The 24,417-nt window shown below is 67.5% G+C and carries 15 protein-coding genes; 8 read left to right on the top strand and 7 right to left on the bottom strand.

All coding sequences use genetic code 11. From position 1 onward, the window contains the following. The first annotated feature begins 2 nt into the window (after positions 1-2). The 3 genes from gltB to ASE89_RS00200 all read left to right on the top strand — a co-directional run bounded on the left by gltB (position 3) and on the right by ASE89_RS00200 (position 5,853). On the top strand, positions 3-4,505 hold the full coding sequence (gene gltB / locus ASE89_RS00210; RefSeq protein WP_236701568.1) for a glutamate synthase large subunit: 4,503 nt from the start codon (positions 3-5) through the stop codon (positions 4,503-4,505). Between the two features lie 326 nt (positions 4,506-4,831). Then, the gene (locus ASE89_RS00205; RefSeq protein ID WP_031396481.1) at positions 4,832-5,506 is read left to right on the top strand and encodes a glutathione S-transferase family protein; all 675 of its coding nucleotides are present in this window, start codon (positions 4,832-4,834) and stop codon (positions 5,504-5,506) included. Positions 5,507-5,508: 2 nt separating this feature from the next. Next, positions 5,509-5,853, top strand: coding sequence for a tRNA-binding protein (locus tag ASE89_RS00200; RefSeq protein WP_056672953.1), 345 nt, complete (start codon positions 5,509-5,511; stop codon positions 5,851-5,853). Between the two features lie 34 nt (positions 5,854-5,887). On the opposite strand, the gene pepN is transcribed toward ASE89_RS00200, so the two are convergent. Continuing rightward, positions 5,888-8,500, bottom strand: a complete 2,613-nt coding sequence (gene pepN, locus ASE89_RS00195) for an aminopeptidase N (protein ID WP_056672950.1) — start codon at positions 8,498-8,500, stop codon at positions 5,888-5,890. Positions 8,501-8,619: 119 nt separating this feature from the next. On the opposite strand from pepN, the gene ASE89_RS00190 reads away from it, so the two are divergent. Then, positions 8,620-10,374 (top strand): M28 family metallopeptidase, encoded by a 1,755-nt coding sequence (locus tag ASE89_RS00190; RefSeq protein ID WP_056672947.1) that lies wholly within the window; start codon positions 8,620-8,622, stop codon positions 10,372-10,374. Next, on the top strand, positions 10,371-11,207 hold the full coding sequence (locus ASE89_RS00185) for an NAD(P)-dependent oxidoreductase (RefSeq protein WP_056672944.1): 837 nt from the start codon (positions 10,371-10,373) through the stop codon (positions 11,205-11,207). Before ASE89_RS00190 ends, ASE89_RS00185 begins: the two co-directional genes overlap by 4 nt. Here the strand turns inward: ASE89_RS00185 and ASE89_RS00180 are convergent. From ASE89_RS00180 to ASE89_RS00170, 3 genes are all read right to left on the bottom strand, one after another. Next, on the bottom strand, positions 11,120-12,052 hold the full coding sequence (locus tag ASE89_RS00180) for a DMT family transporter (RefSeq protein ID WP_056672941.1): 933 nt from the start codon (positions 12,050-12,052) through the stop codon (positions 11,120-11,122). The two genes, ASE89_RS00185 and ASE89_RS00180, sit on opposite strands and share 88 nt — an antisense overlap. Further along, complete coding sequence (locus ASE89_RS00175) at positions 12,049-13,050, bottom strand: threonine aldolase family protein (protein ID WP_056672938.1); 1,002 nt, start codon at positions 13,048-13,050, stop codon at positions 12,049-12,051. Before ASE89_RS00175 ends, ASE89_RS00180 begins: the two co-directional genes overlap by 4 nt. A 116-nt stretch (positions 13,051-13,166) precedes the next feature. Further along, the gene (locus tag ASE89_RS00170; protein ID WP_056672935.1) at positions 13,167-15,356 is read right to left on the bottom strand and encodes a transglycosylase domain-containing protein; all 2,190 of its coding nucleotides are present in this window, start codon (positions 15,354-15,356) and stop codon (positions 13,167-13,169) included. A 121-nt stretch (positions 15,357-15,477) separates the two neighbouring features. Between ASE89_RS00170 and ASE89_RS00165 the strand changes: the two genes are divergently transcribed. Next, entirely contained in the window at positions 15,478-16,101 is a 624-nt protein-coding gene (locus tag ASE89_RS00165) for an NADPH-dependent FMN reductase (protein WP_056672933.1), read from the top strand. 68 nt (positions 16,102-16,169) lie between these two features. Here ASE89_RS00165 and ASE89_RS00160 read toward each other — a convergent pair whose 3' ends face one another. Genes ASE89_RS00160 through ASE89_RS00150 form a run of 3 tightly spaced genes read right to left on the bottom strand, consistent with a single transcriptional unit; the run spans position 16,170 to position 22,050 of the window. Continuing rightward, positions 16,170-17,651, bottom strand: a complete 1,482-nt coding sequence (locus ASE89_RS00160; RefSeq protein ID WP_056672929.1) for an efflux transporter outer membrane subunit — start codon at positions 17,649-17,651, stop codon at positions 16,170-16,172. Positions 17,652-17,655: 4 nt separating this feature from the next. After that, positions 17,656-20,841 carry an efflux RND transporter permease subunit gene (locus tag ASE89_RS00155; RefSeq protein ID WP_056672926.1) on the bottom strand — a complete coding sequence of 1,062 codons (3,186 nt, stop codon included), beginning with the start codon at positions 20,839-20,841 and terminating at the stop codon, positions 17,656-17,658. 6 nt (positions 20,842-20,847) lie between these two features. After that, the gene (locus ASE89_RS00150; RefSeq protein WP_031395481.1) at positions 20,848-22,050 is read right to left on the bottom strand and encodes an efflux RND transporter periplasmic adaptor subunit; all 1,203 of its coding nucleotides are present in this window, start codon (positions 22,048-22,050) and stop codon (positions 20,848-20,850) included. 128 nt (positions 22,051-22,178) lie between these two features. Here ASE89_RS00150 and ASE89_RS00145 point away from each other — a divergent pair, with 128 nt between their 5' ends. Together ASE89_RS00145 and ASE89_RS00140 are read left to right on the top strand one after the other, a co-directional pair. Further along, positions 22,179-22,754 (top strand): TetR/AcrR family transcriptional regulator, encoded by a 576-nt coding sequence (locus ASE89_RS00145; protein WP_330219045.1) that lies wholly within the window; start codon positions 22,179-22,181, stop codon positions 22,752-22,754. 113 nt (positions 22,755-22,867) lie between these two features. Next, positions 22,868-24,415, top strand: coding sequence for a glucan biosynthesis protein (locus ASE89_RS00140; protein ID WP_056672912.1), 1,548 nt, complete (start codon positions 22,868-22,870; stop codon positions 24,413-24,415). Positions 24,416-24,417: the final 2 nt, after the last annotated feature.

Raw genomic sequence — 24,417 nt, 5'->3', positions numbered from 1 at the left:
CGATGACCGACCAACGCGCCTATCTCGCCGAACACGGCATGTACCGTCCCGAGTTCGAGGGTGATGCCTGCGGCGTCGGTCTCGTCGCCGCGACCGACGGCCGCGCGTCGCGGCGCGTCGTGCAGTCCGCGGTCGATGCGCTCAAGGCGGTGTGGCACCGCGGCGCGGTCGATGCGGACGGCAAGACCGGCGATGGCGCTGGGCTTCACATCGACCTTCCGCTCAAGTTCTTCGACGACGCGGTGGCCGCCTCGGGGCACAAGGTGCGGCCGAACCGGCTCGCGGTCGGCATGATCTTCCTGCCGCGCACCGATCTGGGGGCGCAGGAGGATTGCCGGACGATCGTCGAGAGCGCGATCATCGAGGCGGGCTATACCATCTATGGCTGGCGCCAGGTGCCCGTCGACGTGTCGGTGATCGGCCAGAAGGCGCAGGCGACGCGCCCCGAGATCGAGCAGATCATGATCGCCGGGCCGCTGCCCGACGAGCAGGACGCCGCCGAGTTCGAAAAGACGCTGTATCTGGTCCGCAGGCGTATCGAGAAGCGCGTGATCGCGGCGCAGATCCAGGGCTTCTACATCTGTTCGCTGTCGTGCCGCTCGATCATCTACAAGGGGCTCTTCCTCGCCGAATCGCTGTCGGTCTTCTATCCCGATTTGTGCGACCAGCGGTTCGAGAGCCGCGTCGCGATCTTCCACCAACGCTATTCGACCAACACCTTCCCGCAATGGTGGCTGGCGCAGCCGTTCCGGTGCCTTGCGCATAATGGCGAGATCAACACGATCCGCGGCAACAAGAACTGGATGCTGTCCCACGAGATCCGGATGGCGAGCCTCGCGTTCGGGGACAATTCGGAGGACATCAAGCCGGTGATCCCGGCGGGGGCGTCCGACACCGCCGCGCTCGATGCGGTGTTCGAGGCGATCTGCCGGTCGGGTCGCGATGCGCCGACCGCAAAGCTGATGCTGGTGCCCGAGGCCGCGAGCCCCGACATGCCGCCCGAGCACCGCGCGATGTACCAGTATCTGGCGTCGGTGATGGAGCCATGGGACGGCCCGGCCGCGCTGGCGATGACCGATGGCCGCTGGGCCGTCGCAGGCATGGACCGCAACGCGCTCAGGCCGCTGCGCTACACGTTGACCGTCGACGGGCTGCTGATCGTCGGATCGGAAAGCGGGATGGTCGTCGTCCCCGAATCGACGATCATCGCCAAGGGGCGGCTCGGGCCGGGCGAGATGATCGCGGTCGACCTTGACGAAGGGCGGCTGCTGCAGGACCGCGCGGTCAAGGATCGCATCTCCGGCGAGGCGGACTATGCCGCGATGATCGGCGAGTTCCACACGCTGGCAGACCTGCCGTCGGTCGAGGATGCCGTGGTCCGCTATGATCGCGCCGAGCTGGCACGACGCCAGGTCGCGGCCGGGCAGACGATCGAGGACATGGAGCTGATCCTGTCGCCGATGGTCGAATCGGCCAAGGAAGCGATCGGATCGATGGGCGACGACACGCCGCTCGCGGTCATTTCGGACAAGCCGCGGCTGATCAGCCAGTTCTTCCGCCAGAATTTCAGCCAGGTGACGAACCCGCCGATCGACCCGTTGCGCGAGCGGCACGTGATGTCGCTCAAGACGCGGTTCGGCAATCTCGCCAACATCCTCGACGTGCGCGACCAGCGCGAGCGCGTGCTGGTGCTCGATTCACCGGTGCTTACCGGTGAGCATTGGGCGCGGCTGAAGGCGCATTTCGGCGGCGCGGTCGCCGAGATCGACTGCACCTTCGACGCGGGCGGCGGCCCGGAGAAGCTGCGCGCGGCGATCCAGCGGATCCGCAACGAGGCCGAGCAGGCGGTCCGCCAGGGCAAGAGCGAACTGTTCCTGACCGACGAGGCGATCGGCGAGGACCGCGTCGGCATCGCCGGCGTGCTCGCGGTGGCGGCGGTGCACACGCATCTCGTCCGTCGCGGCCTGCGCTCCTATGCGTCGATCAACGTGCGCACCGCGGAATGCCTCGACACGCACTATTATGCCGTGCTGATCGGCGTCGGCGCGACCACCGTGAACGCGTATCTGGCCGAGGCCGCGATCGTCGATCGCCAGAGCCGCGGACTGTTCGGTGATCTCGATCTCGCCGAATGCCTCCGCCGCCACCGCGTCGCGGTCGAAGAGGGGCTGCTCAAGATCATGTCGAAGATGGGCATCGCGGTCATCTCGTCCTACCGTGGCGGGTATAATTTCGAGGCGGTCGGCCTCTCGCGCAGCCTGGTGAACGACCTGTTCCCCGGCATGCCCGCGAAGATCAGTGGCGAGGGCTATGCCTCGCTCCACGTCAACGCGACCGATCGCCACGAGGCGGCGTTCGATCCGGCGGTCGCGACGCTGCCGATCGGCGGCTTCTATCGCCAGCGCCACACCGGCGAGACGCATGCCTATTCGGCGCAGCTGATGCACCTGCTCCAGACCGCGGTCGCGACCGACAGCTATACGAGCTACCTGCAATTCTCGCGCGGGGTATCCGACCTGCCGCCGGTGTATCTGCGCGACCTTCTCCAGTTCAACTTCCCGGCCGAGGGCGTGCCCGTCGACCAGGTCGAGGCGATCACCGAGATCCGCAAGCGGTTCGTGACGCCGGGCATGTCGCTCGGCGCGCTCTCCCCCGAGGCGCACGAGACGCTGGCGATCGCGATGAACCGGATCGGCGCGAAGGCGGTGTCGGGCGAGGGTGGCGAGGACAAGTCGCGCTTCGTGCCGTACGCGAACGGCGACAATGCGAACTCGACGATCAAGCAGATCGCCTCCGGCCGGTTCGGCGTGACCGCGGAATATCTGAACGCGTGCGAGGAGATCGAGGTCAAGGTCGCGCAGGGCGCCAAGCCCGGCGAGGGCGGCCAGCTCCCCGGCTTCAAGGTGACCGAGTTCATCGCCAAGTTGCGTCATGCGACGCCCGGCGTGACGCTGATCTCGCCGCCGCCGCACCACGACATCTACTCGATCGAGGATCTGGCGCAGCTCATCTACGACCTGAAGCAGATCAATCCGCGCGCGCGGGTCTGTGTGAAGCTCGTCAGCTCGGCGGGCATCGGCACCGTGGCGGCGGGCGTCGCGAAGGCGCATGCCGACGTGATCCTGATCGCGGGGCATGTTGGCGGCACCGGCGCGTCCCCGCAGACGTCGATCAAATATGCGGGCACACCGTGGGAAATGGGGCTGTCCGAGGTCAACCAGGTGCTGACGCTCAACGGCCTGCGCGGACGCGTGCGGCTGCGCACCGATGGCGGACTCAAGACCGGACGCGACATCGTGATCGCCGCGATCCTCGGCGCGGAAGAGTTCGGGATCGGCACGCTGTCGCTGGTGGCGATGGGCTGCATCATGGTCCGCCAGTGTCATTCGAACACCTGTCCGGTCGGTATCTGCACGCAGAACGACGCGCTCAGGCAGAAGTTCGTCGGCACGCCCGAGAAGGTCATCAACCTGATGACGTTCATCGCCGAGGAAGTCCGCGACATCCTCGCGCGGCTGGGCGTGAAGAGCCTCGACGACGTGATCGGCCGTACCGAGCTGTTACGGCAGGTCAGCCGCGGTGCCGAGCATCTCGACGATCTCGATCTCAACCCGATCCTTGCCAAGGTCGATGCGTCGGATGCCGAGCGGCGCTTCTCGCTGTCGACGTTCCGCAACGAAGTGCCCGACAGCCTCGACGCGCAGATCATCAAGGATGCCGCGGCGGTGTTCTCGCGCGGCGAGAAGATGCAGCTGACCTATTCGGTGCGCAACACGCACCGTGCTGTGGGGACGCGGCTGTCGAGCGAGATCACGCGCAAGTTCGGCATGTCGACGCTCGCCGACGATCACGTCACGATCCGGTTGCGGGGCTCGGCGGGCCAGTCGCTCGGCGCGTTCCTCTGCAAGGGGATCACGCTCGAGGTGTTCGGCGATTCGAACGACTATGTCGGCAAGGGACTGTCGGGGGGGACGATCATCGTCCGGCCCGCGGTGAGCTCGCCGCTCGCCAGCCAGGACAACACGATCATCGGCAACACCGTGCTCTATGGCGCGACCAGCGGCCGGCTGTTCGCGGCGGGGCAGGCGGGCGAGCGGTTCGCAGTCCGCAACTCGGGTGCGACCGTGGTCGTCGAGGGCTGTGGCGCGAATGGCTGCGAGTACATGACCAACGGAATCGCGGTCGTGCTCGGCGCGGTGGGGGCGAACTTCGGCGCGGGGATGACCGGCGGGATGGCGTTCGTCTACGATCCCGAGGGCCTGTTCGCAAAGCGCGCCAACCCTGAGAACATCACCTGGGACCGGGTGAAATCGCTCCACTGGGCGGACGTCCTGCTCGACCTCGTCCGCGACCATGCGGATACGACCGACAGCAAATGGTCGAAGGGCCTGCTCGAGGACTGGGACCGGGTGGCACCGCATTTCTGGCAGATCGTGCCGAAGGAAATGCTGACGCGGCTGCCGCATCCGCTGGATGACAGCGCGGAGCTGGTCGCGGCTGAATAGCTCTGCCGCTTATTCCACCCCGGCGAAGGCCGGGGCCCAGTTGGAAAGGTTGCAGTAACGGAGCGCGGTGCCTCGTTACCTACGGCCCCCAATTGGGCCCCGGCCTTCGCCGGGGAGGGGGAAAGAAGGGGGTTCACGCGGAGACGCGGAGACGCGGAGCTTGAATCCCCTCTTCGCTTCTTGATCGCGAACGGTGATGAAGGAGCTTCGCTCACAGCGAGCGCGACACCTCCGCGCCTCCGCGCCTTCGCGCGAACCCAATCTTCTTACGCACCGGCAAACCCGCGCTAGTGACACACCCGCCCGATGCCGCCTAAACGGACGCTATGTGGCAGCTTTATCAATTCCCCTTATGTCCCTTCTCGCGAAAGGTGCGCTTGCTGCTGGGCGAGAAGGGCATCGGCTACGAGCTCGTCCGCGAATCGCCCTGGGAGCGGCGTGACGAGTTCATGGACATGAACCCCGCGGGTCAGACGCCGGTGATGGTCGATGCGTCGCGCGGCGTCGCGCCGCTGATCGATTCGATGGCGATCTGCGAATTTTTCGAGGAAACCGTCGAGAAGTCGGCGATGATCAACGGCACCGCGACCAACCGCGCGGAGATCCGCCGGCTGGTGACGTGGTTCGATACGCATTTCTATCGCGACGTGACCGGCCCGCTGCTCCACGAGCGGATGGTCAAGCGCCTCGCGCACCGCGCCGCACCCGATGCGAAAGGCTTGCGCGAGGCGATGAAGGCGGCGGTGGGACATCTGGATTACACCGACTACCTGCTCGATCACCGCAACTGGCTCGGCGGCGCGACGATGAGCCTCGTTGATCTGGCCGCCGCGGCGCAGATCTCGGTCACGGATTATCTCGGCGGGATCGACTGGAAGGGGCACGACCAGACGGCACGCTGGTATCGCGGGTTCAAGAGCCGGCCGAGCTTCCGTCCCTTGCTGAGCGAGCGCATGGAATTGATCGCGCCGCCCGCGCATTACGACAATGTGGACTTCTGACGATGGCCGAGCCCGGAATCGCGTTCGACGACTTTGCCAGGGTCGATATCCGGGTCGGGACGATCATCGCGGTCGAGCCCTTTCCCGAGGCCCGCAAGCCTGCGTTCAAGCTGACGATCGATTTCGGTGACACGATCGGGACCAAGCGATCCTCGGCCCAGATCACCGACCATTATTCGCTTGAGACGCTCGTCGGCCGCCAGGTCGCCGCGGTGGTCAATTTCCCGCCGCGGCAGATCGGGCCGATGATGTCCGAGGTGCTGACGCTGGGCTTTCCCGATGCCGACGGCAAGGTCGTGCTGATCGCACCGTCCGAGCCAGTCCCGAACGGCGGCCGCCTCTTCTGACGCGCCGCCGCCCGGGCCGAATACGGCCCGGAGCCTAGCCCTCGAGGCTTTTCGAGCTCTGCTCGACCATGTCGCGCGACAGCCCGGGCGTGTTCAGGATCCGCTCGAGTTCCGCGCGCATCAGCCCGGCGCGTTTGGCGTCGAACCGGCGCCAGCGACCGAGCGGCGGCAGGAGCTTTGCCGCGGTCTGCGGATTGATCCGGTCGAGCGCGATCAGATGATCCGCAAGGAAGCGATAGCCGCTGCCGTTGATCGCATGGAAGGCGCGCTGGTTCGCCGCGAACGCGCCGATGAGCGCGCGCGCGCGGTTCGGATTGGTCAGCGTGAAGTCGGGATGGCGCGCGAGCGCCGCGACGACCGTGCCGGTATCGTCGCGTGACGACTGGGCCTGGGTCTGGAACCACTTGTCGAGCACCAGCGGATTGCTGCTGTAGCGCGCGTAGAAGCGGTCGAGCGCCGTGTCGCGCTGTGCCGCGGTCGAACTGACGAGCGCGGTCAGCGCGCCCTGGCGGTCGGTCATGTTGTCCGCCCCCTCGAACTGCGCGAGTGCCAGTTCGGCGGCGTCGGGGGCGTCGCTCGCCATGATATAGGCGAGCGCGACCGAGCGCAGCCGACGCAGGCCCTTGCCCTCGGGCGTATAGGCAAAGGGTGCCGAACCGGCGCGCGCATGCGCCTGGCGCCACTGGCGTTCGAGCTGCGTGCCGAGATCGAGACGCAGGCCGTCACGCGCGCGGAAGATGGCGTCGGGATCGACGATCCGCATCTGGTCGCCGATAAAGCTCTCGGACGGCAGCATCACCGCTTCGGCGATGAAGGCGGGGTCGAGATCGGGATCCTCCAGCGTCCGGGCGACCGCGGCGATCACACCGTCATGCTCCGCGCGACCCGTGCTCGCGCTGGCCACGAGCGTCTCGAGCATCAGCTGCTGCATCGCCTCGTACCGCGCGAAGGGATCGTCGTCATGCGCGCTGAGAAAGGCGAGATCCGCCGCGCTGCGATCGCTTTCGACCACGACCGGCGCGGAAAAGCCGCGATTGATCGACAGGACCGGGCGTTCGTCGATCCCCTCGAACCGGATCGTCTCGCCCGGCCCGTCGAGCAGGACGAGCCGTTCGTCGATCAGCGCGGTGCCCGTGTCGGCGCCGAACAGCTTGATCGCGAGCGGCAGGACCATCGGCGCCTTGTCCGGCTGGCCCGGCGTGGCGGGCACATGCTGCGCCAGTGTCAGCGTCGCGCTCCGCGCCACGGGATCATGCGACAGGCTCGCCGAGAGGCGCGGTGTCCCCGCCTGCGAATACCAGAGGCGGAACTGCGTCAGATCGATCCCGCTCGCCTCTTCCATGCTGGCGACGAAATCCTCGCAGGTCGCGGCGGTGCCGTCGAAGCGGTCGAAATACAGATCGGTCCCCGCCCGGAAGTTCTTCGGCCCGAGGATCGCCGCCATCATGCGGATCAGCTCGGCGCCCTTGTTGTAGATGGTCGCGGTGTAGAAGTTCGAGATCTCCTGGTAGGATTCGGGGCGGACGGGATGCGCGAGCGGCCCTGAATCCTCGGGAAACTGCGACGCGCGCAGGCCGCGGACGTCCTCGATCCGCTTGACCGCGCGGCTGCCCTGGTCGGCGGAGAAGCCCTGATCGCGATAGACCGTGAAGCCCTCCTTCAGCGACAGCTGGAACCAGTCGCGGCAGGTGATCCGGTTGCCCGACCAGTTGTGGAAATATTCGTGCGCGACGACCGCGGCGATCGCGTCATAGTCATAATCGGTCGCGGTATCGGGGTCGGCCAGGATGTAGCGCGAGTTGAAGATGTTGAGCCCCTTGTTCTCCATCGCGCCGAAATTGAAGTCGTCGACCGCGACGATGTTGAACACGTCGAGATCATATTCGCGGCCATAGGTCGCCTCGTCCCAGGCCATGGAGAGCGCCAGCGCCTCGAGCGCATGATCGGTCTTGGCGAGGTCCGCCTTGCGCACCCAGATGCCGAGCGACACCTCGCGCCCCGACATCGTCGTGAAACGGCCCGAATTAACCGCGAGATCCCCGGCGACGATCGCGAAGAGATAGGAGGGCTTGGGGAAGGGGTCGTTCCATTCCGCCCAGTGGCGGCCATCGGCGAGATCGCCCTGTGCGACGGGGTCGCCGTTCGCCAGCAGCACGGGGAAGCGCGCCTTGTCCGCGGTCATCCGCACCGAATAGCGGCTGAGCACGTCGGGGCGGTCGGGGAAATAGGTGATGCGGCGAAACCCCTCCGCCTCGCACTGCGTGCACAGATTGCCGCCCGAGGCATAGAGCCCCATCAGCTGGGTGTTGCGGTCGGGGGCGATCTCGACCTCGGTTTCGACGACATGCGCGTCGCCCGACAGGGGGATCACCAGCTGCTCGCCCTCGAAATGCCAGTCGTTGACCGCGACGCCGTCGACCATGATCGACAGCGGTCGCTGGCCTGCCCCATCGAGCTTCAGCGGATCGCGGTGGTCACCGTTGCGGGTTACGGAGAGCGTCGCGATGACGCGTGTCGCGGACGGATCGAGCGTGAAATCCAGCCGTGTCGTCGGCACCAGCCAGGCCGGCGCCGTATAATCGACCCGGCGAATGGCGACCGGGGCAGCGATGTCGGGCTGGGCGAGGCTGTGTTGGATGTCGAGCATAGACGTCGAATATAGGGGCCGTCGCGGGCTCCGCCAGCCAAAGCTTGCCGGGCTGTGCTTGCGTGTCGCGGCCGGCGTGCTACCCGGCTGCAACACGTTCGTCTTGCGAGGATTTCGGCATGTATCGGTTCATCGGCGCGCTCTCGGTGCTCGCCCTCTCCACGGCGACGCTGGCGCAGACGTCGGCCCCGCAACCGAAAGCCGCCGCGCCGACACCGGCAGCCGCATCGGGGGCCACCCCGGCGGCCACCCCCGCGGCAAAGCCCGATCCGGCGATCCTCAATGCACGGCTCGCAGCGCCGCTGCCGGCGGATCAGGCGGCGATGAAGGCGCACGTCCTGTTCCTCGCCTCCGATGCGATGAAGGGGCGCGAGGCGGGCAGCCCCGAGTTCGACATCGCCGCGCAATATGTCGCGGCGCAATTCTATGCCGCCGGTCTGCGGCCGGGCGGTGACGATGCCGGCTATCTGCAGCGCGTGCCGCTGGTCAGCTACAAGGCCGCGGACAAGGGCAGCTTCATCTGGACGCCGCAGTCGGGCGCCGCGCAGCCGCTGGTGTTCGCGGCAGATTATGTCCCCGCTGCAAACGGTGCAAAGGCGGATACCGCGTTGTCGGCGCCGATCGTGTTCGTCGGCTATGGCATCGACGCCCCGCAATACGGCCAGAACGACTATGCCGGCGTCGACGTGCGCGGCAAGATCGTCGCCTATTTCGGCGGTGCGCCGGCGCGCTTCAGCGGCGAGGAGCGTGCCTTTTTCGGATCCGGCGGCACCAAGGCCCGGACCGCCGAAAGCAAGGGGGCGGTCGGCGTGATCACGCTCGAAAGCCCTCGCACCGCCAAGGCCCGCCCGTTCGCGCGATCGGCGCAATTCTACGACGCCGCCCGGATGACCTGGGCCAACCCAGACGGCACCGGTAAGGTCGACGCACCCGGCGCGCCGTCGCTCGGCACGCTGAGCGTCGCAGGTGCGACCAAGCTGTTCGGCGCGTCGTGGAAGGCGATTGCCAAGCAGGCGCGGTCGGACAATGCGAAGTTCAAGTCGGCGCCGCTTGCGGGCATGCTGACAGTCGCGACCAAGACGAGCTTCGCGCCGGCGGCAAGCAGCAACGTCGTCGGCGTCATCCCCGGCACCGATCCGGTGCTCGGCAAGGAGGTCGTCGTGCTGTCCGCGCATCTCGATCATATCGGCATCACCCGGCCCGCGAACGGCGCGAAGGACGGCGATGCGCTCAACAACGGCGCGCTCGACAATGCGATCGGCATCGCCAGCCTGATCGAGGAAGCCAAGCGTTTCACGACCAGCGGCAAGGGCTCGAAGCGCACGCTGATCTTCCTCGCGGTCACGGGCGAGGAAAAGGGTTTGGTCGGCAGCGATTATTTCACCAACCACCCGACCGTGCCGCTCGCCAATATCGTCGCGGACGTGAACCTCGACATGCCGATCCTGACCTACAAGTTCGAGGACATGGTGGTGTTCGGCGCGGAGCGCTCGACGCTCGGCCCGATCGTCCAGAAGGCGGTCGCGGCGATCGGTGTCGGCCTGTCGCCCGATCCGATGCCCGAAGAGGGAATCTTCGTCCGCTCGGATCATTTCCGCTTCGTGCAAAAGGGGATCCCGGCGGTGTTCCTGTGGCCGGGGCAGAAGGGGCCGGGCAAGGCCGCGGTCGCCTATTTCATGGCGAACAATTATCACAAGCCGTCTGACGATCTGTCGCAGCCGATCCTGTGGGATCAGGGCGTGCGGTTCGTCGATGCAAACTACCGGATCGCGCGCGAGATCGCCGATGGCGCGGAGCGGCCGGTCTGGAATGCGGGCGACTATTTCGGCACGCTCTATAAGGGGCCGATGGGCCGGGCGGCGGCCGCGAAATGAGCCGGCTGCTCGTTTTCGGCCTCGGCTATACCGCGTCGCGGATCGCACGCCAGCTGGCCGGGGACGGGTGGCATGTCGTCGGCACGTCGCGCGACGGTCGCGGCGACACGATCCGGTTCGACGACGCCGCTGCGGTCATGACGGAGATCGCCGCTGCGACGCATATCCTGTCCTCGGTCCCGCCAGAGCATGACGCCGACCCCGTGCTGGCGCGCTACGGATCGGCGCTGCTGCGGACGCGGGTGTGGCTCGGCTATCTGTCGTCGACCGGCGTGTACGGTGATGCCGGCGGTGCCTGGGTCGACGAGACCGCGCCGATCGGCGGCGGACGCCGGAGTGCGCGGGCGGCGGCGGATGCCGACTGGCTCGCGATCGGCGCGCGGACCTTTCGCCTGCCCGGCATCTACGGCCCCGGGCGGTCGCCGCTCGACCGCGTGCGCGAGGGCAAGGCGCACCGGATCGACCAGCCGGGACAGGTGTTCAGTCGCGCGCATGTCGACGATATCGGCGCGGGCGTGATCGCCGCGTTCGATGCGCCGGCGGGCGCCTATAATCTGGCGGACGACGTCCCCGCGTCGCAGAACGACGTCGTCGCCTTCGCCGCGGCGCTGCTCGGTCTGCCCGCGCCGCCGTTCGTGACGATCGAGCAGCTGTCAGCGATGGGCCGCGGTTTCTATGCCGAGAACCGGCGGGTCGCGAACGGCAAGGCGAAGCGCGTCCTGCGCTGGACCCCGACCTGGCCGGATTACCGGGCAGGTCTGCGGGCGCTGAGCGCGATGACGAGCCCGGCACCGGCGAGCACCGCACCGGCCGCCGCCAGCGTCGACCAGTGATAATGCTCGAAGATCGTCGATAAGATCATCGCGATGACCGGCACGATCACCCCCGAATAGGCCGCCTTGGCAGGGCCGATCGCGCGGATGACGTTGAAATAGAGCGGGAAGGCGAGCGCCGAGGCGAAGATGCCGAGATAGAGGATCCCGGCGATATAGCCCAGCCGCAGCTCGAACACCGGTGGCCCGGTGGTGATCCAGGCGAAGGTCGCGTCGAGCGTCGCGCCGATCAGCATCGCGATCGCCAGCATCGGGGCCATCGGATAGCGTTTGGCAAACGCGCTGCCCTGCATGACATTGGCGATCGACGCGGCCAGGACGCCGCCCAGCGTCAGGGCGATGCCGATGGTCGCGGACTGCGGACCATGCGGATCGACCCGCGCCTCGTTGACGAACAGCAATGCGACGCCCGCCATCGCGACGGCGCATCCGAGCATCAATTGGCGCCCGAGCTTCTGCCCCAGGAAGATGCGGCCGAACACCGCGTTGGGGACGAGCAGCAACGCGAAGACCACCGCGACCAGCCCCGACGTCACATAATGCTCGGCGCGGTAGACGAAGTTGAAGTTGAATGTGAACAGCGCGGTTCCGATGACCGCGGCAAAGGCGTAGCCGCGGGCGTCGAGCACGAGGCTTTCACGCTTCACCCGCGCATAGATCGCCATCGCGATGCCGGCGATGAGGAAGCGGTAGCTGATCGACCAGCTCGGCGGCACCACCGCGATCTGGTCGCGGATGACGAGCCAGGTCGACCCCCAGATCAGCGTGACGATCCCGAACGGGACCAGCACCGCCGCACGCGTCGACTGGATCGGGGGTTGCGGCGAACCGGACGGCCCGGTCATAACGCCCGGATCGCGTCCGCGAGCTGGTCGACCGGACCGACCGGCGTGTCCCACGCGGTCACCAGCCGGATCTCGCCTGCCGCCCAGTCATAGAAATCGAACCCCTGCGCGCGGAGCGCGGCGGCCTCGTCGGGGGTCGCGCGGAGAAAGACCTCGTTGGCCTCGACCGGATGGACGAGGCGGTCGCCCGCGGCCGCGGCCAGTCGCGTGGCAGCCTGGTTCGCGGCCTCGCCATTGGCGAGCCAGAGGTCGTCCTCGAGCATCGCGAGGATCTGTGCGGCGAGGTACCGCCCCTTTGACAGGAGCAGGCCCGCGCGCTTGCGGCGATACTGGGTGACGGCGGCGAGCTGGGGTTTGAAGAACACCAGCGCCTCCGCGCTCATCGCGCCGTTCTTGACGAACCCGAAACTCAGCGCGTCGACGCCTGCGCGCCACGTCATGTCGGCGGGCGAGCATCCCGCATGGACCATCGCGTTCGCAAAACGCGCGCCGTCCATGTGGAAGCCGAGCCCGCGCTCCTTTGCGAGCGCGCCGATCTCGGCGACTTCCTGGGGGCGGTAAACCTGGCCATATTCGGTGGCGTTGGTGATCGAGATCGCATGCGGCTGGACGCGGTGGACGTCGTCGGGAATCGCGTCGAGCACGGTGCGGATCGTCGCGGGCGTCAGCTTCGCGCCGTCTCCATCGGCGAGGAACAGCTTGGCGCCGTGGGTGTAGAATTCGGGCGCGCCGCCCTCGTCGTTCTGGATATGCGCGTCGCGGTGGCAGACGATGCCGCCATGCGGCGGGCACAGCGCGGCGAGCGCGAGGCAGTTGGCGGCCGTGCCGGTGGGCACCCACAGCACCGCGACCTCGGTCTCGAACAGCGCCGACAGCCGACCGTCGAGCTGCTGGCTCCATTGATCGCCCGCATAGGCGGTGTCGAGCGTGTCGGCGGCGGCGATCGCGGCCATGACCTGTGGGTGGATCCTGGCGGCGTTGTCGGAGAAAAAGCGCATCGTCAGGACATGCTGCGATGCGGTGATGGCGTCAACGGGCGCTTCGCCTTGGTCGCCCCCTTCTACGTCGTCATCCCGGGTCCTGCCTTTCGTCAGGATGATGACGGGGGATCGAACTACTGCCCCTCGTCAAATCCCGGTTCCTCCTCGGGCGGCCGGCGATCGTCGCGTGGTGGCCCATCCTCCGGTCGATCGCGGCGTGCGGGGCCGACCGAGATCGTCCCGTCCTCGCCCATCTTCAGGTTGAAGCCGAGCCCCTCGATCTCGCCGCCGAGTGGCAGGACGCTGTTGTCCCCGTCTTCGGGGGGCAGCGCATCGGGGTCGATCTCCTCGACCGGCGGCGCGGGGGCGGCGACGGGGGCGATGCCCAGCGCGGACTGCATGAAGTCGCGCCAGATCCGCGCGGGGATGCCGCCGCCCGACAGGCCGGGGTTCGAGCTGTTGTCGTCGTTGCCGACCCATACGCCGACCACCAGGTCGCGTGCGAAGCCGACGAACAGCGCATCCTTGTTGTCCGATGTCGTCCCGGTCTTGCCGAACGCATCGACCGTCAGGTTGGCGCTCCGCCCGGTTCCGTTGCGGATCGAGGCGGCGAGCAGGTCGAGCATCTCGTCATGGATCTTCGGCGGCAGTGCGGTCGAACCGCCGGTCAGCGACTGGTACCAGCCCTTTTCCCGAACATCGGCAAGCCCGCGCGGCTGTACCGGATAGGTCTCGCGCGCGATCGCGGCATAGGCGGCGGTCAGTTCGAGCAGCGACACGGTCGAGGTGCCGAGGCCGATCGTCGCCTCGTTCGGAATGGGCGTGGAAATCCCCAGGTCGCGCGCCGCCTTGATCACTGCCCGGACGCCGACCTCTTGCGTCAGCCTGGCGGCGGCAACGTTGGACGAGCGGGCAAATGCCTGGCGCAGCGTGATCGTCCCCTGATAGCGCCCGTCGCTGTTCTTGGGCGTCCAGTCGCCGATCGTCACCGGGCGGTCCTCGATCGTCGAATCGGGCGTCATCCCCGCGCGCATCGCGGCGAGATAGACGAACAGCTTGAACGTCGATCCGGGCTGGCGGCGCGCCTGCGTCGCGCGGTTGAACGGGCTCTTGCGGTAATCCTTGCCGCCGACCATCGCGACGACGCGCCCGTCGGGACGCATCGCCACCAGCGCGACCTGCGCCTCGCGCAGCCCGGCGCGCGCGACGGTGCGTTCGGCGGCGCGTTGCAGCCGCGGATCGAGCGTGGTCCGGACGGTGGTTTCCGTCTTCACCTCGCCCGCCTGATCGCGCGCCTCGGGCAGGATCCAGTCGGCGAAATAGGTGCCGTTGGGGAGTTGCGTCGGGCGGTTCGCCAGCACGCGTTGCGGGCGGACCGCATCGCCCTCCGCTTCGGTGAGAAAGCCTGCGGCGACCATCGCGCCGACGACGACGGCTTCACGCTTGCGCGCACCCTCGAGGTTGGAGGTCGGGGCGAGCCGCGACGGCGCCTTGACCAGCCCGGCGAGCATCGCCGCCTGGCCGACGTTCAGCGCGGCGGGCGTCCGGCCGAAATAATGCTTGGCGGCGGCGCTGATCCCATAGGTGTTGTCGCCGAAATACACGTTCGACAGATAGCGCGAGAGGATCTCGTCCTTCGACAGCCATGCCTCGAGCCAGACGGCGATCATCGCCTCCCGGATCTTGCGCGTCGCGGTGCGGTCCGAATCGAGGAACGCGTTCTTCGCGAGCTGTTGCGTGATCGTGCTGCCGCCCTGGCGCACGCCGCCCGACCCGAGATTCGCCCAGGCCGCGCGCGCGATCCCGCGCGGGTCGATACCCCAGTGCGAATAGAAGCGGCGGTCCTCGATCGCGAGGAACGCCTCGCGCACGTGCGGTGGCAGCGTCGCCGCGTCGACCGGTTTGCCGATGATCGCGCCACGCCGGGCGATCGGCGTACCGTCATCGGCGGTCAGCGTGATCGAGGGCGGGGTCGGCGGCTGCAGCGATTTCGACAAAGGCGCCGTGATCGCCAGCCAGATGATCGCGATCACCAGCAGGATGATGCCGATACCGGTGCCGCGCACGATCCACCGGCCGATCCCGCCCCGCCTGCGCCGCGGTGTCGCGGGCTGGGGGTAGCCATCGTCCTGGCGGGGATCGTAATCGCCGCCAGGATCCTCGCCCAGTCGCTCGCGCTCATATTTCTCGCGCAGGCGTTCGCGCTCGGTGATCAACCGCTCGCGTTCATAGGCATAGGGCTCGCGTTCGCCGGACATGCCGGAGCCGGATCGGGCGGGGTCGAAGGGATCGGGGCGCATCGGATCGTTCCAGCGGTCGGGCATCTGGTGTGTTATCGTTCTATGACAGTTCGGACAAGCCTATGCGCACGCTTAACGTGTACATGCGCTGAGCGACAGCATTGGCCTGTTGTCATCACCGGGCGAAACGGGGAAGAGCGTATCGATGACGTTCGAACAGGGTGACACCGTGGCAGCTACCGACTCTCTATCGCCCTCCCTGCCGCTTGTCGTCGGCATTGGCGGGACGATCGGCGGCGTGTCGTCGACCGAGCGCGCATTGCGGATCGCGCTCGATTCGGTCGAACGACACGGATACCGGACGCAGATGTTCGGTGGCGCGGACATGGCCCGGCTGCCGCTTTACGATCCGAAGGCGACCGAGCGGACCGAGGACGAGCGTGCCTTTGTCGCGGCGGTGCGCGCGGCCTCGGCGGTGATCATCGCCAGCCCGGGCTATCATGGCAGCATCTCGGGCGTGGTGAAGAACGCGCTCGACCTGCTCGAGGAAACCGCGCGCGATCCCGACCGGCCCTATCTGGCGGACATGCCGGTCGGGCTGATCGCGACCGCCTATGGGTGGCAGGCGACGGGCAGCACGATCGCGGCGCTGCGCTCGATCGTCCATGCCTTGCGCGGCTGGCCGACGCCGTTCGCCGCGGCGATCAATACGCAGGTGACGAAATTCGACGCCGAGGGCGGCGCGAGCGATCCAGCGGTGCTTGAACAGCTTCGCCTGGTCGGCCGGCAGGTCGCGCGGTTCGCGCCGCTGTCCGAACCGGCAAACTGATCGCGCGTCGCACCGCCCCATCACCCGGGGCTGGCCCGGAATGACGCGGCGGGCGTGACGGGCCAGTCTTACCGCAGCCCGCCGCCGAGCGCGCGATAGAGCTCGACCGCGTTGGTGTCGCGGACCAGCCGCGTCGCGAGCAGGCTCTGCTGCGCGGTGTAGAGCGACCGCTGTGAATCGAGCGTGTTGAGGAATGGATCGATCCCCGCGCGGAAGCGCAGTTGCGACAGGTTGAACGCGCCCGCCGCATTATCGCGCAGCGACGTTTGCGCTTCGAGCTGGCCGTTGATCGTGCCGCGCCGCGCGAGCGCATCGGCAACCTCGCGGAAGCCGGTCTGGACGCTCTTCTCATAGGTCGCGAGCATCGCGTCGCGCGAGGCCTTGGCGTAGTCCAGATTACCCTTGTTGCGACCGAAGTCGAAGATCGGCTGCGTGATCGACGGCGCGACCGACCAGGATTCGCTGCCCTTGCCGAACAGGTTCGACAGGCCGAGGCTCAGCGTGCCGAGCGACGCGGTCAGCGAGATATTGGGGAAGAACGCCGCGCGGGCCGCACCGATATTGGCGTTCGCTGCAATCAGCTGATGCTCGGCGGCCGCGACATCGGGGCGGCGCAGCAGGACTTCGGAGGACAGGTTGGCGGGCAGATTTTCCAGCGTCGGCGTCTTCTCCGGCATCCGGGCCGGCAGCAGGTCGGCGCTCAGCGTGGTGCCTGCGAGCAGGTTGAGTGCGTTCTGGTCCTGCGCGATGAGCGTCGTCGCGTCGGCGATGTCGGAGCGCGCCTGGTCATAGGTCGTCCGCGCCTGGCGCACTTCGAGTTCGGAGGCGATGCCGATGCGGAACCGATCCTGCGTCAGCTTGAGCGTTTCCCCAAAGGCCCGTTCGGTGTCCTGCGCGATCTTCAGCCGATCCTGGTCCGCCGCCATCGTCAGCCAGGCGGTCGCGGTTTCCGCGATCAGCGACACCTGCGCGGCGTTGCGGTTTTCCTCCGCGGCGAAATAGGCCTGTTGCTGCGCCTGGGTCAGATTGCGGACCCGGCCGAACAGATCGATCTCCCAGGCCGAGACGCCGAGATTGGCCGAATAGATATCGAACCGGCCGCCGCCGGCGACCGCCCCGGCACCGGTGCCGCCGCCGGTGCCGCCGCCCGTGCCGCCACCGGTGGTGCCGCCCGTACCGCCACCGACGGCGCCGAACGGGGACTTCTGATAGGTCGCACTGCCCGTCGCACCCAGCGTCGGGAACAGGTCGGCGCGCTGGACGCGATATTGCGCCCGCGCCTGCGCGACATTGGCGACTGCGATGCGGACGTCGCGGTTGTTGTCGAGCGCGGTGCGAATGACGCGGCGCAGGCGGTCGTCGGTGAAGAACGCCTCCCATGCGGTGTCTGCGGGCACGATCGCACCCGCCGCATCGGTCGCCGCATAAGCCGGTCCGGTCGGCGTGGACGGGGCCACCGGAAGCTCGGGCCGGACATATTTCGGGGCCAGGTTGCAGCCGGCGAGCGTGAGCCCGGCGGCGAACGTCAGAGCGATTTTGCGCGAGAACATCGGATCAGGCCTCCTGCGGCCGCTGGTCGTGGGGCGTGGTGTCGCCGTCACGGGTGTCGTCACGGTTACGGTCGCCGTCCTGCTGGCCCGGCTTGTCCTGCTTGAAGACGCGCTTCACGAGCAGGAAGAACAGCGGCACGAAGAAGATCGCGAGCACGGTCGCGGACAGCATGCCGCCGACCACTGCCCAGCCGATTGCGTTCTGGCCGCCGGCACCCGCACCGCTCGACAGCGCGAGCGGCAGCACGCCGAAGATGAACGCGAACGAGGTCATCAGGATCGGGCGAAGACGCAGCTTGGCGGCCTCGACCGCGGCATCCGCCGCATTCATCCCGTCACCCATCTTCTCCTCGGCGAACTCGACAATCAGGATCGCGTTCTTCGCCGCCACGCCGATCGTCGTGATCAGCCCGACCTGGAGATAGATGTCGTTGTTCAGCCCCGCGACCATCGCCGCGAGCACCGCACCGAGCACGCCGAGCGGCACGACGAGGAGCACGGCGATCGGGATCGACCAGCTCTCGTACAGTGCGGCAAGGCAGAGGAACACGATCAGCAGCGACAGCGCATAGACATAGGTCGACTGCCCGCCCGAAAGCTGTTCCTCATAGCTGAGGCCGGTCCACTCATAGCCGATGCCGGGGGGCAGCTTGGCCGCCATTTCCTCCATCGCCTTGATCGCGGTGCCGCTGCTGACGCCGGGTGCGGGCGACCCCATGATCTCGAACGAGGCGACGCCGTTATAGCGTTCGAGACGCGCGGGGCCGTAGGTCCAGTCGGTCGTCGAGAAGGATGACATCGGCGTCATCGCGTTGGTCGCGCCGCGGACATAGAAGTTGCCGAGATCGGCAGGCGACTTGCGGAACGGCGCATCGGCCTGGACGAACACCTTCTTCACGCGACCGCGGTCGATGAAGTCGTTGATGTAGGATCCGCCGAACGCGGTGCTGACGGTGGTATTGATATCCGCCTGGCTCAGCCCGAGCGCGCCTGCCTGGGCCTGGTCGACGTTCAGTTTGAGCTGTGGCGCATCCTCCAGGCCGTTCGGACGGACCTGCATCAGGCGCTTGTCCTGGCTCGCCATGCCGAGCAGCATGTTGCGGGCCTCGAGCAGCTTGTCGTGGCCGACGCCGGCATTGTCCTTCAGCATGAAGTCGAAGCCATTGGCGTTGCCCAGTTCCTGCACGGCGGGGGGTACGAAGCCGATCACCATGCCCGCGCGGATCCCGGCAAGTGCCTGGTTCGCGCGCTGCGCGACCGCGGCGACGGTATTCGCGTCGCCTTCGCGATCCTCCCACGGCTTGAGCTGGATGAAGGCGAGGCCGACATTCTGGCCCTGGCCGACAAAGCCGAAGCCGCTGATCGTGAAGATGCCCGCAATGTTGGCCTTTTCGTCGACCAGGAAGTGATCGCGCAGCTTGTCCATGGTCCGCGCGGTCTCTTCCATCGTCGTGCCCGTGGGCATCGACACCTGCGCGAACATCAGGCCCTGATCCTCTTCGGGCAGGAAGCCCGAGGGCAGTCGCAGGAAGACGAACAGCATCGCGCCGACGATGACCGCATAGACGATCATCGTCCGTACCCAGCCCTTTTCGACGCGGCGCAGGCCCTTGCCATATCTGTCGACGCCGCGATCGAAGGTCCGGTTGAACCAGCCGAAAAAGCCCTTCTTGTCGCCGTGATCCTGCTTGGACGGCTTTAGGATGGTGGCGCAGAGTGCGGGCGTCAGGATCAGCGCGACGAGCACCGAAAGCACCATCGACGAGACGATCGTGATCGAGAACTGGCGGAAGATCACGCCGGTCGAGCCGCTGAAGAACGCCATCGGCAGGAACACCGCAGACAGCACCAGGCCGATGCCGACCAGCGCGCCGCTGATCTCGTCCATCGATTTCTTGGCGGCTTCCTTGGGGCTCAGCCCCTCTTCCTGAATCAGGCGTTCGACATTCTCGACGACGACGATCGCGTCATCGACGAGCAGGCCGATCGCCAGCACCATGCCGAACAGCGTCAGCGTGTTGATCGTGAAGCCCGCGACCTGAAGCACGGCGAGCGAGCCGAGCAGCACGACCGGCACCGCGATCGTCGGGATGAGCGTGGCGCGGAAGTTCTGGAGGAAAAGGAACATCACGAGGAAGACGAGGATGATCGCCTCGATCAGCGTGTGGACCACCTGTTCGACCGACAGCCGGACGAACGTCGAATTGTCGACCGGATAGGCGATCTTGACGTCGGCCGGGAACTGCTTGGCGATCTTCTCCACCTCGGCCTTCACCAGCGTGACGGTGTCGAGCGCGTTGGCGCCCGGCGCCAGCTTCACGCCGAAGCCTGCAGCCTGCTTGCCGTTGTAGCGCGCCTGGAAGCTGTAGTTTTCCGAGCCCATTTCGACCCGGGCGACATCGGCAAGGCGCACGGTGGCGCCGCCGGTGGCCGAGCGGATGATGATCTGGCGGAACTGTTCCGGGGTCTGCAGCCGCGACTGCGCAGTCACGGTCGCGTTCAGGGCCTGGCCCTTGACCGCGGGAAGGCTGCCGACCTGACCGGCGGAAACCTGTGCGTTCTGCGCGGTGATTGCCGAGGTGATGTCGGTGACGGTGACGCCGAGGTTCGACATCTTGAACGGATCGACCCAGATCCGCATCGAATATTGCGCGCCGAACACCTGCGTGTCGCCGACGCCCTTGATCCGGCTGAGCGGATCCTGGAGCTTGGATGCGATCAGATCGCCAAGATCGACCTGATCATGGCTGCCGTCCTGCGAATAGGCGGCAATCACGAGCAGGAAGTTGGCGGTCGCCTTGGTCACGCGAAGCCCGGCCTGCTGCACTTCCTGCGGCAGGAGCGGGGTCGCCTGTTGCAGCTTGTTCTGCACCTGGACCTGCGCGATGTCCGCGTCGGTGCCCTGTTCGAAGGTCAGCGTGATCGCGAGATTGCCCGCGCCGTCGCTGGTCGAGGCGAAGTAGCGAAGGTTGTCGATCCCCTTCATCTGCTGCTCGATGATCTGCGTCGTCGTGTTCTCGAGCGTCTGCGCGTCGGCGCCTGGATAGGACGTCGCGACCGTCACCTTGGGCGCGGCGATCTCGGGGAACTGCGCGATCGGCAGCGACCGGATCGCCAGGACGCCGGCCAGCATCAGGATGATCGCGATGACCCATGCGAAGATGGGTCGATCGATGAAATAGCGTGACATGAGGCGTTACTTCCCGGCCTGCGTGGAGGCGGCACCACCAGCCGTGGCATTCCCGGCGGCGTCCTTGCCACCGGCCTTGCCGACCTGTTGCGGAGCGGCGGGCTTGACGGTCGTACCGGGGCGCAGGTTGAGCAGCCCCTCGACGATCAGCTTGTCGCCGGGCTTCAGCCCGCTGGTGACGATCCACTTGTCGCCGATCACGCGGTCGGTGACGACATTGCGCTGTTCGACCTTGTTCTGTGCGGTGACGACCATCGCGGTCGCCTTGCCGCGCGGATCGCGCGTGATGCCTTCCTGCGGGGCCATGATCGCCTGGCTGCGGATACCCTCGACCAGCTTGGCGCGGACATACATGCCCGGCAGCAGCAGCCCGTTGGGATTGGGGAAGCTGGCGCGCAGCGTGACCGCGCCCGTCGCGGGGTCGACGGTGACTTCGGCGAACTGCAGACGACCCTCGATCGGATAGGTCTGGCCGTTGGGCAGGATCAGCTGGACGCGTGCGGTGCCGTCGCCACGCGTCACGCCGCCCGACGCCATCGCCGCCTTCAGGTCGAGCAGCTGCGCCGCCGACTGGGTGACGTCGACATAGACGGTGTCGGTCCGCTGGATCGTCGCGAGCGCGTCGGTCTGCCCGGTCTGGACGAGCGCGCCGGCGGTGAAGATCGAACGGCCGATACGACCCGAGATCGGCGCCTTGATGCGGGTGAAATTGAGGTTCACGCGCGCGGCTTCGACTGCTGCACGCTGCGCTGCAACATTGGCACGCGCCTGTTGCGCGGACGCGGTGGCGTTGTCCGCCTCCTGCTTGCTGACCGCGTTCAGCGCGACGAGCTGGCCGTAACGCTGCGCCTGGAGTCGGGTCGCATTGATCTGCGACTGGGCGGCGCCGAGCTGACCCTGCGCGGTACCGAGCGCGGCGCGATAGGGGGCGTCCTCGATCTCGTAGAGGACCTGGCCCGAACGGACCATCGCGCCTTCGGTGAACAGGCGACGGCGGATGACGCCCGATACCTGCGGCCGCACTTCCGACGTCTCCACCGCGGCAATCCGCCCCGGCAGCTCGGTGGTCAGCGTCACCGCCTCCTGCGCGACCGTCACGACGCCGACCGTGGGCGTCGGCGGGGGCGGGGGGGCCTCTTCCTTGCTGCACGCCGCCATCAGCGCCAGCGCGGCCAGGGCCACCGATCCCTTGAGATTCAATCGCTGCATGTTGAGCATCCCGACGTCCGTGCAGAAGAGTTCACCGGAATGAACGTTCATTCCGCTTGCGCCGCCGCTATGGACGTGCAAACGCCGGGTCAAGTTAAAACGTCGTCCGGAGTGGAATTTTGAGTGCAGTGCAACATGAGAAGTCGGCGCGTTCGCACATCGTTGATGCGGCCCGGCATCTTTATGCGACGCAGGGATTCCATCAGACGTCGATGGCCGAACTGGCTGCCGCTGCTGACGTCAGCGTCGGCCAGATCTATCGCCTCTTCACCGGCAAGAACGCGCTGATCCAGGCGCTGATCCTCGAGGATGCCGAGGCCAAACTCTCCGACTTGCGCAAGCTGACCGACGACGTGTCGACGGGGCGGCTGTCGATCGAGCGCGGATTTGTCGAGCTCGCGCGGCGGTCGCTCGCCAAGGGGGACGAGGCACTGTCGTTTGATATCATGGCGGAAGCGCATCGCAACGGCGAGGTCGCGGACACGATCGGCTCGCTCTGCGCCGGGTTTCGCACGGTGGTGCGCGATCTCGCCTGCGTCGCCAATCCCGCGCTGTCGGCAAATGCGCTCGACGGCGCGGAGGAGCTGGTGCTGGCGTGCATGTTCGGGCTGGGGCATCGGACACTGTCCTGTCCGCGGCTGTCCGAGACCGAGACCGCAGAAGTCACCGGGCGGATGATCCTCGCGGCGCTCCACGCGCTCTGAGACACGACACGGTGTCCTGACGACGGGGCAGGCGGCCCCGTTTGGCGGGCGGGCGGCGGCGCGGGGCATTACCGATTGTTGCACTGCGGCGCACGAAGTCGGATAAGCGGTGCATGACCGAAACGACACGACGCGACATCATGATGGCCCTTGCGGCCACCGGCCTGTGGCCGGCGGCGGCACTGGCACAGACGGGGGCGGGCACCCCCCGCCAGCGCGGCGCCGCGGCGTCGTCCGCCCCCGCGCTGGGCAAGCCCGAGTCGTTTTCCTGGGAGGCGCTGCAACAGCGCGCCGCCGCGCTGGCGCGCGCGCCTTATCGCGCGCCGGCCAAGGTCGCGGCGGCCGAGGCGATCGATTATGATGCGGTTGGCTCGATCAGCTATCGACCCGAGCGTACGCTGGCAGGCGGCATCCGCCTGTTCCCGCTCGGCCGTTATGCGCCGACCCCGGTCGCGATCCACGTCGTCGAACGCGGGCAGGCGCGCGCGGTCGACTTCGCCGCGGATCTCTTCAAGACCGAATCCGGGCATCACGCCGCCCTCGGCATCGCCGGCTTCCGCGCGGTGTCGAGCGACGGCAAGAGCGACTGGATGGCGTTCATCGGCGCCTCCTATTTCCGCACCGCCGGCTCTCAGGATCAATATGGCCTGTCCGCGCGCGGTATCGCGATCGACACCGGGATCGACGGCAAGGAGGAGTTTCCCGCCTTCACCGCCTTCTGGATCGAGGCGACGGGCGCGCAGAGCTATACCGTCTATGCCCTTCTCGACGGGCCCAGCGTGACCGGTGCGTACCGGTTCGTGTGCCGGTACACCGACGGGACCGATGGCGGCGTCGTCCAGGATGTCTCGTCGACGATCACGCTGCGCAAGGACGTCGCGCGGCTCGGCATCGCGCCGGCGACGAGCATGTTCTGGTATGGCGAGGGCAACCGCGCCGCGGCGATCGACTGGCGCCCCGAAATCCATGATTCGGACGGGCTGGCGATGGCGACCGGTGCCGGCGAGCGGATCTGGCGTCCGCTCGCCAATCCCGCGACCCCCACGCTCGACAGTTTCCAGGACGACAATCCGCGCGGCTTCGGCCTGATCCAGCGTGACCGGGCGTTCGATCATTACCAGGACGACGGCGCCTTCTACGATCGCCGCGCGAATCTGTGGATCGAGCCGAAGGGCGACTGGGGCAAGGGCGCGGTGACGCTGTACGCCTTCCCGACCGCGAGCGAGACGGTCGACAATGTCGCCGCCTTCTGGGTGCCCGCCACGCCGGCGACCGCGGGCAAGACGATGCAGTTCGACTATCGGCTGACCTGGTCGTCGCGCGATCCGTCGGTCGCGCAGCCCGCGCATGCGGTCGAGAACTGGCGTGGCTCGGCCGGCCGGCCGGGGGCCGAGCCAACGCCGGGCGCGCGGAAGGTCGTCGTCGATTTCGTCGGGGCGGCTCTCGCCGGTCTCGACCGGTCGAGCGGCGTGACGGTGCAGGCCGATGTCAGCCGTGGCCGGGTCCTCGCCAGCGCCGCCTATCCGGTCGTCGGCCAGCCGAACCGCTGGCGCGTGACGCTCGATGTCGCGCCCGAACGCGGGGCGCTGGCCGATGTCCGGCTGTTCCTGAAGCGCGGCGGGCAGTCGCTCAGCGAAACCGTGCTGACGCAGGTGGGTTGAGC

The sequence above is a fragment of the Sphingomonas sp. Leaf30 genome, from assembly GCF_001422525.1.
GTDB classification, from domain to species: domain Bacteria; phylum Pseudomonadota; class Alphaproteobacteria; order Sphingomonadales; family Sphingomonadaceae; genus Sphingomonas; species Sphingomonas aerolata.
This window is presented reverse-complemented; position numbering and strand designations above follow the sequence as displayed.